Raw genomic sequence first — 11,769 nt, forward strand, 5'->3', positions numbered from 1 at the left:
CATAAAGCAGCGAATCCCGCCATGAGCCACGTTGCAGCACATTCTGCTTCAGGTAGCCTTCTCGTGTGAAGCCGATGCGTTCCAGCACTTTTTGGGACGCGATATTGCCCGGCGAGGTGGTGGCGATGATACGGTGGAGACCCAACTGTTTGAATCCAAACGCGATGAGGGCGCGAGCCGCTTCACTTGCGTAACCTTTGTTCCAATGAGCCATCGCCACGGTGTAGCCAAGCTCGGCCTCTCGATGCTTGAGGTTACGAATGTTGAGGGACATATTGCCGATGAGCTCGTCCGTCGACCGTATCAAAAGAGCCAGGGAATAATTCATGCGGGGCTGCGCGTGAACAGCCGACACCACTTCCTTGAGGAAGGCAAGAGCTTCCGCTCGACTGAGGGGGCCCCACGATGAGTGACGCGCAACTTCGGGATCGCTTACGAATTTCAGGATGCTTTCAAGCTCGGAAAGATCATCCCTGTAGTCGCGGAGCAGAAGGCGTGTGGACTCAATGGAAGTCATATTTTTCTCGATAGATGAAGCAGCAGAACATAAGCATCAGAGCCTGCAACCTGCGCCGCGTGCTCTGATGCTGTTGATTTTTACAGTTTCACAGCGACGCTCAAGGCCAGTTCCTGACCTTGCAGTGTTACGCCCTTGAGCTTGTTCTTATCGCTGCTGATTTGAACGCCGCGCAAACCAGGATTTTTATAGAGGCCTTGCAAGGAGGCGCGGCCTGCGGCAAGGGTATTCGAATATTTGTATTCCAGACCCAGATCCGCATTGCCCACTGTAAAGGTGGCACCGAGGCCGAGGTCGCCGTTGACGATAGGAGTATAACGGGTCTTGTAGTTGGCATATGCATCGCTTTCAATGTCCTGAACCAACTGTTGGCGGGACAAACCAGCCAGCATATAAACCCGGCTTGCGTCAGTCTTCACGAGGTTAATGCGCGAAAATCCATGAAGGACGGTTTGATCAATTTGGGAAGTTTTGGTGGGATAGTAACGAGCCACGCTCAAACCCAAACCGAAGTCCAGGACGTCATCAACAGTTTGAACAGCCGAGAGGCCAAAGCCCGCGGTATTGAAATAAGCCGAGCTCACGCCATCTACAGTCGCCGGGGTGCCGTCTTCCTTGTAAGTGGATTTCTCAGCATCGAGTTGCATGTTCGCGTGAAAGGCACGGGTTTCCACCTTGAGGCCTTCCGCGTGAGCGGCTGAGGCCGTGAGAACAGTCAAAAGAGCGGTCGAAAGAATGGCTTTCATGAAAACTCCAGTCTCAAACTTAGTGTAATGGACAACGTCCCTCTTGCGGGCTTCATGTAGACGAGCCGCGGGGATGGTTTATTGCATGGGAGTTCAGAAAGCGCAAGTATATGTAGATGTGACGCGGAAAGAGAAAGGCCCGGCCGGAGCCGGGTGCAGAGGCTTACTGAGGTTTTTGGGACTTGGCGTAGTCCAGCGTCTGACGAATCAGTTTGCGATGACCCGAGCTGGCCACCGTTTTATTCGCGAGATATTCCTTACAAACTGTAATGAGATCATCCCAGCGCGTGGCTTCCACGTAAAAGCTCAAAAGCGTATTCAGGGCGGCTTCGCCTTGCTCGGATTTGGGCGCAAGTTTGATCAAACCATCGAAGCGTCGCATAGCGTCTTCATAGTGACCGAATTCGAAGAGAGTCTGGGCTGCGGTATAAAGCGCTGGAATATTTTGCTCGTCCTCAGGCCAGTTCTTGTGAAAGAAATCGATCTTCTCAATCAAGACGGCTTTGCTTTTGCTCAGAGGCACGGGATCCTTGGCTTTGCCCGGTTCAGGCAGCTTGGGAACCTGCTGCGTGGAATCCCAGTTGGCTGCGGCTACAACGAGGCTGTAGGCGGCGTCCCGGCGATGCTCGCTCTTGGTGTCAGCGGCAATCTTGCTGAGCAGCTGAATCGCGCGTTCCATTTCACCATTTTGAAAGACGAGAAGCGCATAGTTGTAACGAGCGTCGTCCTGTGCATCGCTGTTGGGATACCAATCCATAAAGAGATCATAGTAACCCTTGCTGATGACCATCAGCTTGCTGGAATCATAGAAAGGCTGGCCTTTGACCTTGGCTGGCGGCTGCGCTCCCATTTTTTCCGCTTCCTGCTGGATCTTCGCAGCGGTGAGAACAAGGTGATTGGCCAGCTGCTTCTGATAGGTTTCCACCAGCTGCTTGTCCTTGTTCCACTCTTTCATCCAGGGATTTTCTTCGTCGAAGAGCCCGCGAATTTTTTTATAGCCCTCCAGAACCTTATCGAAGCTGCGGGTTTGAATGAAAAGATCGATCTGGCTCATGAGGTTCTGTGGGTAGTAGCGGCTTTCCACCTGCTGCGGCAGGTATTCCGCAAAAGCCGTTTCAGCGAGCTTCGAGTCGCCATCGCGGATGGCATCAACCGCCAGATAAACGAGATACGTTTGGTAAGCAGTCTTGGGCTTGTTTTCATCAAAATATTTTTGAACATCAGCCTTGGGTGTCCGCATCTCGGCAAAAACCCAAGCGAGATCCACGGCAGATTCCTCTTTCAGTTTGAAAACGGGTTTGTACGCATCCCAATCATTCATCAGTTTATGCGTCAGGCGAAGGGCGACGGCAGCCTTTTCCAAACCGGCCAGACGTTTGGCATTATCTTTTTCATTTTGGGTGCGCATGATGTGAACCCAGGCCAGTTTATAAATCGCATAAGGTCGAACCGGTGTGGTTTTGTTATCCATCACTGTCTTGAGAAGGCCTTCAGATTTTTCATATTCCTTGAGCTGGAAATAATATTCAGCCAAAGCCAGGTTCACATGCGGCATGAACGTGGAGCTAGGAAAGCGCTTCTTGAATTGATCCAGGAAGAGAAAGAGGTTCGAATTCTGCGTACGAGCCAGCAGACGGATCAGCAGGTATTGGTTGCGATCCTGCTCGAAGGTGTAGCTGTTGACAAGGTTGCGCGCGAAGCCCACGGTCTTAAAGGAGTGGGATTCGATATCGGCCTGCTTGGGGATTTTGGTCCGGGCTGTGGGATCCTGCAGACGCCAGTCTTTGGATTTGAAGTAGAGATCGCGTTCCGCCATCATTCTTTGATAGCTGGAGATCTTCAGGGAGAGTTCGACCAGCTGTTTAGCCAGCAAAAAACCGCGGCCACTGCTTTCCTTGGCAAGGTCGATGGCTTCGAGGCTTTTCAATTCCTCGGCGCGTTTTTCCTGGGCTTCTTTCAGGTCATCGAGGTCTTCATCCAGGTTCAAATCCGAAAGAAAATCCTCGTGATCTTCGAAACGAGGTGCAGCGGCATAAATATCCTCGGCCCAGTGGCGAACGTCGGGACGCATGCGATCCGAACGGACGGAACCATTCAGCAAGGACGAGGCGATAAGTCCCAGGGCAATGGCTTTCATATTCAACTCACAAAATGGCAAATGGAGTGTTGGATTCATCCATTATGCCCGAAGTTGGGGGTGGGGGCAAAGGGCGGGTTTGAGGGCGTGGGGCCGAAGCCCCTGGAGAGGTGTTACACCCGAATTTCAGCGTCTCTGGCCCAGCCGGACGCGTGTTTGATGGCCGCTTTCCACATTTCATAAAGCCGCCGTCTTTCGTTTTCCTGCATGACCGGTTCGTAACGCACATCCCGCTGCCAAAGACCCTTCAGAGCATCCATATGCGGGAAAAAACCTGTGGCAAGACCGGCGAAGTACGCCGCGCCCATGGCCGTGGATTCCAGGCAGCGCGGCCTTACCACAGCGGCGGCCAGGATATCAGCTTGAAACTGCATCAGATGTGGGTTCGCTGAGGCACCGCCGTCGACCCGCAGTTCCTTGAGAGGGATATTCGCATCGGCTCGCATGGCTTCGACGACATCACGGGTTTGATAGGCAATCGCTTCGAGCGCAGCACGGGCGATATGCTCGCGCCCGGTGCCACGAGTCAGGCCGATAATGGTACCCCGTGCATACGGGTCCCAGTAAGGGGCTCCGAGTCCTGTGAACGCAGGCACGAAATAAACGCCGCCATTGTCTTTGGCCTGAGCGGCGAGCGCTTCAATATCCTTGGAATTGGCAATCAAACCGAGGCCATCACGCAGCCACTGAACGACAGCCCCCCCTATGAAAACCGATCCTTCCAGCGCATAAGTCGTTTCCTTGCCAAGACGCCAGGCCACGGTGGTGAGGAGTTTGTTTTGTGAGGAAATCGGCTTATGGCCCGTATTCAGGACGAGGAAACAGCCTGTTCCATAGGTGTTCTTCATCATCCCGGGTTCGAGACAGAGCTGACCAAATAACGCCGCCTGCTGATCTCCCGCCACGCCGGCGATGGGAACCGCGTGTCCAAAAATTTCCTTATCTACCGTTCCATAAATTTCACTCGACGATTTCACTTCAGGCAGCATGGACGGGGGCAGTTCAAAGAGTTCGAGCAACTCCTTATCCCAGGCCCCGGTATGAATGTTATAGAGCATGGTACGACTGGCGTTGGTTGCATCCGTTGCATGAACTTTGCCGCGCGTCAGTTGCCAGATGAGCCAGCTATCAACGGTCCCCGCTGCAAGTTCGCCGCGCTCGGCCTTATCGCGAGCCCCAGGGATTTTTTCCAGCAGCCAACGGATTTTGGACGCTGAAAAATAAGCATCAATCACCAACCCGGTTTTGCTCTGAATTTTTTCACTCAGGCCCTTGGCTTTCAACTGTTCGCAAAAGGCAGCGGTCCGACGATCCTGCCAGACGATGGCGTTGGCAAGGGGGCGACCGGTTTTGCGGTCCCACACAATGGTGGTTTCGCGTTGATTGGTGATGCCCAGACCGACCAGACGGTCCTGTCCATTCAGTTTCTGCAGGAGCTCCTTCACAACCTTGGCCTGCGATTCCCAGATTTCCTGGGCATCATGCTCAACCCAGCCCGGTTCCGGGTAAATCTGACGGAATTCCTGCTGAGCCATGCCGGCAACCTGGCCCTTATGATCGATGAGCAGCGCGCGCGAGCTGGTGGTGCCCTGGTCCAGTGCCAGAAGATAGCTGTTTCCGGTCGCCATGAGAGTGCCTCCCGTTGTGTCTTTCAATCACTTTGAGTTTCTTGTAACGCTTTTTGCGGCGCCGCGAAAGGCCCAAAGCCCCCGATACGCCCGGCTCAATTCCATTTGGACATAAACATATTCACCCGAATTGACCTTGCCTACTGAATTTTCCTATTCTGCCTGAGGCGCACACTCCCGTGCATGAGGTGGGTATGGACATTTTCAATCTGCATTCCTGGGATATCAGTCCCACCGAGGCGGTGGCGTTACAGAAGGAACTGGCGTCCCGCGTGACCTCGCAGCCTCTGCCAGCTGAGTGCAATCTCATCGCAGCCTGTGACGTGTCGTTCGATGTGGGGGGTGAGATTCTGTTTGCGGCCATCGTGGTCTTAAACCGGAAGGACTTTTCCGTCGTGGAAGAGGTCACCGTGCAGGATCGCATGACCTTCCCCTATGTTCCCGGTCTTTTATCGTTTCGCGAATTGCCCGTGCTGCTCCAAGGGTTTGCGCAGCTCGAAGTGAAGCCTGACCTTGTCCTTTGTGATGGGCAGGGGATTGCCCATCCGAGGCGCCTGGGCATTGCCAGTCATTTGGGTCTTTGGCTGGGCATTCCGACGATTGGCTCTGCGAAAAATCTCCTCTGCGGCACGTACAATGAACCTGATATGGACAAGGGTTCCAAAACTCCTATTATCCATCGCAAGGAGATTATCGGTTATGCCTTACGTTCGCGGTCCAAAGTGAAACCCATTTTTGTGTCGCCAGGCCACCTGTGTGATCTGGCCTCGGCGGTCGACATGGTCAACAGCCTGATTGATCGCTATCGGATTCCGGTCCCCATCCGTCACGTGCACAACCTGTCGAATGCCGTGCGCAAGGAAGGGCATCTGGTCACGACCTTTCACTCACAGCCAGTTTCACCCCAAGACCCAGAAACGTTAAACCCGTGATGCGGGAGATGGCTGTGGAGAGGCGTTGGCTACGACGGATGTGATCGCTCAGAAAGCCTGCAAAAAAAGCCAAACCAAGACACCATATCGTGCCTGTGAGGACTAAGGTCAGGCCGAGCATCAGCAGCGCCAGAGTTGGATGGGCGCTGTCTTTGCTGACGAATTGGGGGAGCAGAGCCAGAAAAAAAAGGGCCACCTTGGGGTTCAGGACATTGGTGACCACGCCCTGACGGAAAATTTTGAAATCACTGGCCTCGGCCTCATCCCCTCGGGCGTCCTGAAAAACAGAAGGGGACCTGAGCATCTGAACACCGAGGTAAATCAGATAAGCCGCCCCCAGAATCTTCACTACAAAAAAAGCATGCGATGAGGTCATGAGCACAGCCGATAAACCAAACGCAGCGGCAAGCGTATGCACAAGACAGCCAGTGGAAATGCCAAGGGCCGAGGCGATCCCCGAACGCCGACCCTGAGCCATGCTGCGGCCCAGGATATACATCGTATCAGGACCGGGCGTCAGGTTCAGAAGGATGGCGGTCATCACGAAAAGGGAATAATCATGAATGCCCAGCATCATCGTCTCCCTTGAAGTCGAGCAGGATTTCCACATGCGACAAAGGTTCAGGTGGATTCGGTAAATACAGCGTTTTACGCCAGTACATGTCGGCCTCGGGAAAGCGTTCCGCCATTACATGCAGATTGGGAAGTTCGTTTTCAAAGGCGGCAATAACGGTGCCGAGGGGCGCGATTTTTTCCAACGCCATGACCTTGAACTCCAGATCGGCGATCGCAGGATCTTCTTTCAAAATGAAATGCACCCGATCCCCTGTGGATGGAAAACCCAACCTGGGCATGGCATCAAAGGTCGCCTGTCCCATGCCCGGTATATCACGTCCGGTCAGATAAACGATGGTAGCGCCCAAATTATAACAATGATGCACAAACTCCAAGGCCCCAGGAAAGGCCTTGTCATCAATCAGATAGGGATAGGTGAAATACTTCTCGCGCCAGAATTGAAAGAGCTGGTCACCGAACATTTGATTGCGAATGCCATGCTGAGCCAGCGTATCCAGAACGCGATATTGTACGTTTTCCCAGCTCAATTGCTCGACCAGCTGGCACTCCAGAGCAAAACTTTCCTGCACATGACTTTGCTTGATGAAGTCGTGGATGACTCGATGCTTGCGATGGCGGCAGTCGATTAGGGTATCATCCAGATCGAAAATAATAACAGGCTGCTCGCCGCTGGCGAGGGTGGCCTCGATTCGATACTTTATCTTTTCATATAAATTCATGCGCGATTTGCCTTTTAACGAGCTGAGAGTAATGCCCCTGGCGGTTCAGCAGCTGATCATGGCGTCCCTGCTCCATGATGCGCCCGTCCTGGAACACCAGAATATTGTCACAATGCTGGATGGTACTCAACCGATGCGCGATAATAAAACAGGTCCGACCCTGCAAGACTTCCAAAATGGCCTTTTGAATCAGAGCTTCGCAGGGCTCGTCAACATTGGCTGTGGCTTCATCCAGGATTAAAATCGCGGGATTACGCAAAAGCATACGGGTGAAAGCGATGAGCTGACGTTCGCCCATACTCAGGTTCGAACCGCCATCCTGCAGGAGTGTATCCAGGCCCGCCGCAAGCTTGTCCATCACCAGGGAAAGCCCAGTCCGGCGGCATGCCTCCAGAATGGACTCATCCTGCGGCTGATCCTGTTCCGGAATGGTCACGAGCAGGTTTTCCCGCAGGGTCCCCTGAAAGATGACAACATCCTGGGAGACAATGCCAATCTGTTCGCGAAGGGCGGTCCGATTCCATTCCTGCAGCGGCACACCATCAATGCGAATCTCGCCCTTTTGAATCGGATAAAGCTGGGGGATGAGATGCACGGTGGTGGATTTCCCGGACCCTGTTTTACCAACCAAACCCACCGAGGTACCGGGCTGCACTTGAAAATGAACGCCCTTGAGCACAGGCTGATCCTGCAGGTAGCTCATCCATACATCATCAAATTCCACCGCGCCTTGAACCACTGCTTTGTGTTCACCGCTGGGGCCGAGGATAGCCGATTCCTCGGTTTCGCCGAGCATTTTGCTGACCCGCTCCGAGGAAGAAATGGCGTCCTGAATCAAATGCAGTTCAAAGGAAAGCTGCATGATCGGGCGGAAATAGCGCTCGGCATAACGAATGAAAGCCACGAGGAGGCCGATGGAGATCGTCTGATCAATGGCCATGTGTCCTCCCCACCAAAGAATAATCACCAGGGGAAGTGAGCAGAGAAAAGCCGCCATAGGCCGAATGAAGGTATTCCAGTTCATCAGATTGAAGGCCGACTTGAGCATCTCCTCCGAGCTTTGCGTAAAGACCTTATGACTCCATTTTTCCAGGCCAAAGACTTTGATGACAGGCAGACCGTTGATCAATTCCGCCAGCTGCGAATTGATGCCTGCTGAACGCTTCTTATAATCCCGCAGCCAAAAGCGAACAGGCTTGCGCATCAGAACGGTAAAGATAAGGGCCGGAAGGCTGGAAAGACCGATAAAAAAGCCTATTTTGAAATTAGTTAAAAGCATGGCGAGCAGAACGCAAACCACTGTGATCAGGGCGGTGAGCACGCGCGGGAGCGTATTACTGAAAAAGGATTCGATGCCTTCCACATCCGCCGTCAAACGCGTGATCGTGCGACCGAGAGGCTGCTGATCATAGTAGGCCATGGGCAGCTGATTTAACTTGCGGAACAGGGCTTCCCGAATCTGCAGCGCGACCTTGTTCGTGACGTAGGCAATGCCGACGCGACCCTTGTAGTAAACCAGAATATTGACACTCTCAATCGCCAGAATCCCCGCGACCGTTCCGATCAGAGCTGGCCAGGGCTGTTTTTGGATCAGCAGCTCGGCCAGGTGCCCCATGAGCTTGGCCGATATCATGAGCAGCCCGGCTGAAGCGATGACCAGACCGACGCAAAAAAACAGGCGACCGCGGATCCCTTGACTATGTTTGAAGAGGGCGATGACAGCTGAAAAATCACCCTGATGTTCAATGCTATCGTGAGGCGCTTGCATGGATTAAACCTCCACAGCGGCATCAAGGGGTTGCAGATGCCGTGGTCCTGATTCGGGTATCCGGGAGCCGATCGATTGCGCAGCATCCCAGTGCAGACGGCCATCCTCCAGACGCAGGATGTGGTCGCAAAGCTGCAGCGTGGACAGTCGATGCGCCGTCCAAATCACAGTGTGACCTTCCAGTGTGGTTTGCAGTTGAGCCAGGATTTTCGCTTCGGTGATGGAGTCGACAGCACTCAGGCAATCATCCAGGATCAAAATGGGTGAAGGTTTGAGCAGCGCGCGAGCCAGCGACAGACGCTGCTTTTGACCACCAGAAAGATTGATGCCCCACTCGCCGATCCAGCAGTCGAGGCCACCGGTGAATTTTTGCACATCATCCCAGAGTTCCACCACCTGCAGGGCTTGGATCATGGCCTGTTCATCCGCAGTGCCCATGGGCGAGAGATTATGGCGAATGGTTCCGGCGAAAAGAAAGGGTTTCTGCGGCACCATGGTGATCTGTTTAACGATCCAATCCCGCTGCCCCTGCTCCAGGCTCAGTCCGTGAATCTGCACCAGCCCCCGAGGATGTTCCAAAAGACCACCGATGATATTCACGAGCGTGCTTTTTCCAGAACCAATCGGACCGATGAGACCCAATTTTTCGCCTCGGGGAATACTGAGATTGATATGATTGAGCACATCCTGGGTTTGATCATAGGAATAAAAAAGTTCCTGAAGACGCACCGCGATCTCAGGCTGATAAGACCGATGAATGACCGCCTCTGGTGTGGTTCCGGTATCACGTTCCAGATTATAGACCTCGGTCAGACGTTTGAAACTCGCAAAACCGGTTTGCCATTCCGAGATCACCGAGCCCAATTCAAAGAGCGGCGACTGCAGGAGCAGCACATAAGATTGCAAGGCGATAAAGGCGCCGATGCTGACCCGTCCCGCCTGAACTTCCATCACGCCATAGGTAAAGAGAATGCCGTAGGCGATGATCGTAGGCAAAGCGCCGAGCACAAAAATCCGCCAGCTGGCGTGCAAAACTTTGAATTGGCGCTGCGCATATTCGGTGGCGTAACTCTGCAATTTTTCCTGCCAGACTTTTTCACTGGCGGTGGCACGTTGCAATCGAATGGTTTTCACCGTTTGAGAAATCAAATCCGAGAGCAGCGAGAGTTGCTCCTGCGCGAGTTGATGAAAGGTGTATTCCTGTCGACTGATTTTAATAATATTCCGGGGCAGAAAAGGAATCACGCAGAGACACAGCAGGGCCAGCTTCACATGAATCATCAGCATGGAAATGACCGAAAGCGTGCTAAAGAAAATAAGATCGAAGGTCAGGACGATCGTAAAGCCATGAATAAAACGGGTCTTGTTCCAATCGGCCGTCGCCCGGTTCATCAGGTCGCCAAGGGAAAAACGATCCAGAACCGATAATGGCTGATCCTTGAGCACAGACCATAAACGGGTTTTCATCTCATGGCCGGACAGGTGCGTCTGCCGCGCGAGGATCTGCCGCCAGCCGATGCGCCCCAGCCAACCCAGAGTCAGCATGAGCACAAGGCCCAACACCAGGCGATCCAGTGTGCCGTGCGGATCAACGTCTGTTTTTTGCGTCAGGACATCGATCGACCATTGAATGAACTTCGGCAGAAACACTTCCGAGATACTCGTGATCAGCATGGCCATGAGACCCAAACTGTAGGCCAATCGATGTGTCCGCAGATTTTCCAGAAAGAGACGAGCGGGACTATAGCGCATGAATGAACTGTGCCTTCCGAATGATGACGTTGTTCAGCAGCGTGGGATGGAGGGTTGTCGCGTGGGCCTTTGCCTGTCTTTCACAGGCAACAGCCACAAGAGAATAAAAATCGACACCCGGCGTTATACATCTAATATAACCCGCCCCAGGTGTCCTTCCAAGGTCATCAGGCAGGATTTGTTTCTGAATACTGAGCGGTCCCCATCAGGCCCTTATTTTTTTTGATGAGGGCCTCTACTACGCGATAGACCTCCCGCCGATATTGACGGCAGGCGTCCAGATCGGGCCAGTGCATTTCATTTTTCGAAAAGTCGTCCCAGCTCATCTCATCGACGCCTGTCTCGAAGATCCGTTCGAAATAGGGGTTGATGGTGTCGTCCAAAAGGCCTGCCACGTGCAGTTTGTTCACGTAGAGCACCGCAGGGTGCACATAGTAGAAGATCAGAGGATGACGCAGCCCATGGTAGGGCGGACGGTAAAAGGCCTCTTCTTCGATGAGCGAAGCGAACAGCAGCTCCGTAAGGACCCAGCCGTTGGCAAAGTAAGCAATGACCTCAGCCGCCTTGCAGCTAGCAAGATTCGGCATACGCAAAGCCTTGATCCAGCCGTCTGCAGTTCGTCCTGGACAGTCCTTATCCTCAGGATTCGGCCCGGTCCACCAGGAAACGTCGCGTGGAAAGGCCGGGCTGCAGCGTCCGAGATTTTGCTCCCAAGCTTCGACAAGTTTCTTATGAAAAGCGGGCGACGTGAGATCAAGGTTGGGATTCCGGGTCAAACTTCTCGACATTATTCAGGCTCCGCTCAAGTTTTCACTCAATCAAGTTTTTCATATATTCCTGCTGCTGAAAAGCGGGCCCCGGAAAGAATGCTTAAGAATTAGGCCTTGTACTTGTTTTACTTAAGTATTTGAATAGATTATAAATAAGCTCTCCCCTGTTCAACCAATCTGCAAGGAAGCGGGGTGGTTTAAAATGGCCAGGATGATTCTGGATT

At 53.2% G+C, this 11,769-nt stretch carries 10 protein-coding genes; 1 reads left to right on the forward strand and 9 read right to left on the reverse strand.

Going from position 1 to position 11,769, the window contains the following annotated elements; all coding sequences use genetic code 11:
• The 4 genes from VE954_RS35390 to glpK form a co-directional block, all read right to left on the reverse strand.
• Nucleotides 1-517, reverse strand: a 517-nt coding sequence (locus VE954_RS35390) for a GNAT family N-acetyltransferase (RefSeq protein ID WP_324961994.1), incomplete at its 3' end; no start/stop codon positions are given.
• 80 nt (nt 518-597) lie between these two features.
• On the reverse strand, nt 598-1,263 hold the full coding sequence (locus VE954_RS35395) for a hypothetical protein (RefSeq protein WP_324961996.1): 666 nt from the start codon (nt 1,261-1,263) through the stop codon (nt 598-600).
• Nucleotides 1,264-1,426: 163 nt separating this feature from the next.
• Entirely contained in the window at nt 1,427-3,400 is a 1,974-nt protein-coding gene (locus VE954_RS35400; protein WP_324961998.1) for a hypothetical protein, read from the reverse strand.
• A 113-nt stretch (nt 3,401-3,513) separates the two neighbouring features.
• A complete protein-coding gene (glpK, locus tag VE954_RS35405; protein ID WP_324962000.1) occupies nt 3,514-5,028 on the reverse strand; it encodes a glycerol kinase GlpK in 1,515 nt (504 codons plus the stop codon).
• A gap of 194 nt (nt 5,029-5,222) precedes the next feature.
• Here glpK and nfi point away from each other — a divergent pair, with 194 nt between their 5' ends.
• A complete protein-coding gene (nfi, locus tag VE954_RS35410; RefSeq protein WP_324962002.1) occupies nt 5,223-5,960 on the forward strand; it encodes a deoxyribonuclease V in 738 nt (245 codons plus the stop codon).
• On the opposite strand, the gene VE954_RS35415 is transcribed toward nfi, so the two are convergent.
• The 5 genes from VE954_RS35415 to VE954_RS35435 form a co-directional block, all read right to left on the reverse strand.
• Nucleotides 5,902-6,534 carry a LysE family translocator gene (locus VE954_RS35415; protein WP_349263858.1) on the reverse strand — a complete coding sequence of 211 codons (633 nt, stop codon included), beginning with the start codon at nt 6,532-6,534 and terminating at the stop codon, nt 5,902-5,904. The genes nfi and VE954_RS35415 overlap by 59 nt on opposite strands.
• Complete coding sequence (locus VE954_RS35420) at nt 6,518-7,255, reverse strand: hypothetical protein (RefSeq protein WP_324962006.1); 738 nt, start codon at nt 7,253-7,255, stop codon at nt 6,518-6,520. The genes VE954_RS35415 and VE954_RS35420 overlap by 17 nt, the downstream gene beginning before the upstream one ends.
• Nucleotides 7,242-9,023, reverse strand: a complete 1,782-nt coding sequence (locus VE954_RS35425; protein ID WP_324962008.1) for an ABC transporter ATP-binding protein — start codon at nt 9,021-9,023, stop codon at nt 7,242-7,244. The genes VE954_RS35420 and VE954_RS35425 overlap by 14 nt, the downstream gene beginning before the upstream one ends.
• Nucleotides 9,024-9,026: 3 nt before the next feature.
• Nucleotides 9,027-10,775, reverse strand: a complete 1,749-nt coding sequence (locus tag VE954_RS35430; RefSeq protein WP_324962010.1) for an ABC transporter ATP-binding protein — start codon at nt 10,773-10,775, stop codon at nt 9,027-9,029.
• A 167-nt stretch (nt 10,776-10,942) separates the two neighbouring features.
• Nucleotides 10,943-11,563, reverse strand: coding sequence for a hypothetical protein (locus VE954_RS35435; protein ID WP_324962012.1), 621 nt, complete (start codon nt 11,561-11,563; stop codon nt 10,943-10,945).
• Nucleotides 11,564-11,769: the final 206 nt, after the last annotated feature.

Origin of the sequence: Oligoflexus sp. (assembly GCF_035638955.1) — a bacterium.
GTDB lineage: Bacteria > Bdellovibrionota_B > Oligoflexia > Oligoflexales > Oligoflexaceae > Oligoflexus.